General features: G+C 62.6%; 2 protein-coding genes. Both read right to left on the reverse strand.

What is annotated here, in order from left to right; translation table 11 throughout:
- Nucleotides 1-28: 28 nt before the first annotated feature.
- On the reverse strand, nucleotides 29-1,495 hold the full coding sequence (locus RA210_RS18655) for an efflux RND transporter periplasmic adaptor subunit (protein ID WP_201487617.1): 1,467 nt from the start codon (nucleotides 1,493-1,495) through the stop codon (nucleotides 29-31).
- On the reverse strand, nucleotides 1,492-1,939 hold a 448-nt coding region (locus tag RA210_RS18660; protein WP_201487618.1), incomplete at its 5' end, for a TolC family protein. The genes RA210_RS18655 and RA210_RS18660, both read right to left, overlap by 4 nt.

Consider the following 1,939-nt stretch of genomic DNA (forward strand, 5'->3'; position numbering starts at 1 on the left):
CCGATCGACCAGTGGATCAGTCGCGCGATCATTGGCTATCCCCTTGCTTGCTGAGTCGTTCGATGATCAGCCCCGAATCGGTCAGTTGGGCGCCAATTCGCACGCGATCTCCAACCTTCAGTCCGGCTGCAACCTCGGGGTTTGCCAGGGGAAATGCCATGGTCATACCGGGCATGTTCAAGCTCTTGAACGGCCCGTGTTCCAAGGTGACCTCCTGTCCATCGAGCCCGCGGATCACCCCTTCCGACTCATGCAGCGGCGTGGGCGGCGGCATATCTTCAGCGGCTCGCGCCACCACCCCCTGCAGGCTTGCTTCGGAGTCGAGCAGGAACTGTCCGGAGACCACTATCTCTTGGCCTTCAGACAGCCCGGAGATTACCTCCACACGGCCCTCCGACTCGCGGCCGATTTGCACTTCAATGGGCTGGTAGCGGCCTTCGTGCTCGGCCAGCATGACCAGGGAGCGCTTGCCGGTACGGATGACCGCTTCACTGGGAACCAGCAGGGTGGGCTGCTCGATCCGGCTGCTCAGGCGTACCGCGGCGAACATGCCGGGGCGTAGCTTGCCATCAGGATTGGGCAGTTCGCTGCGCACCGTCAGCGTGCGGGTCTGCAGATCGGCGCTGGGCAGCAGGGCGATCACGCGCCCCTGCAGGGGCTGGCCAGGGAAGGCAGTCAAGTTGGCGCTTATTTCTGCCCCGACCTGAATGGTTGCCGCCTGGGCCTCTGGAATTGCGGCATCCAGCCAGACAGTGGAAAGCCCGTTGATGCGGGCTAGGTCCTGCCCGGCCGAAACGGCCATGCCGGCGCGAACTTCCAGCGACTGCAGCTCGCCCGCCATGGGGGTGGTTACGGTGTGCACGGCGTTTGGTTTGCGCGTGCGTTGCACGCGCTCGATCACCCCCAGCGGCATGCCCAGCAGACGCAGACGCTCCCGCGACGCCTCGATCAGGCGCGCATCGCCACTTTCAAGTACCGCGATGAACTCCAACTGGGCTGCTGACCACTCGGGTATCAGCAGATCTGCCAGAGGTGTTCCTGCGGGCAGGACATCACCGGGGGCATGCCCATACACGCGCTCGACGAATCCGCCCGAGCGGGCCTGCAGCGTGGCCACCTGCCGCTGGTTGTAGGCCAAGGAACCCACGGCTCCGATACCGGCTGGCAGCACCGCGCGGACCACCTTTGCGGTGCGCATGCCCAGGTTCTGCACAGCTTGCGCCGGCACGCTGAGCGTGGAGGAGTCCTGCTCCGCTCCAGCGTACTTCGGCACCAGTGGCATATCCATGTACGGCGACTTGCCAGGTTTGTCGAAGCGTTGTTCAGGCTTCATTGGGTCGTACCAGTAGAGAATCTGGCGATCATCCGGATTGGCATTTGTCATAGGCGAATCGCCATGGCTGACACTTCGTTGCCCTAGCCAGAAACCGCCTGCAACGCTACCTGCCGCAATGGCTATGGCCAAAAGGGAATATCCGAGTACGGAGGTTTTCATTTCAGGGGCTCCACGTAGGCGTAATACAGGCTTGCGGAGAGTTGGCTCAGCTTGCGCTGTTGTTCGATTTGGCGAAGTTGCGCCTCGATCAGCTCGCGGCGTGCTGCGATGACCGTAGTCAGTTGGCTGTTCCCCGCTTTGTAGGCGGCGAGTTCCAGGTCGGCGCGTTTGCTCGCCAGTGGGATGAGGATGCGCTCTGTACGATCCAGCGCCCTGCGCAACTGCTCGAGTTCGGCCAAGCCGCTTTCCAGCTCTACCTGGTGTGTGCGGAGCAGCACTTCCTGTTCTGCCTCCATTTGGGCAACGCTGTGCTGTTTGGCATTGATCCGGGGGCCTTGGCGAGAGCCTACGAACATCGGCAAGTCGAAAGTGAACTGCAACATCGCCATGTCGCCGAACTGGTTGTCGCGGTTGTTGTAGGCGAGCTCGACGCTCCAGTCGGGC

The organism is Pseudomonas sp. OF001, assembly GCF_904426495.1.
Lineage (GTDB): Bacteria > Pseudomonadota > Gammaproteobacteria > Pseudomonadales > Pseudomonadaceae > Geopseudomonas.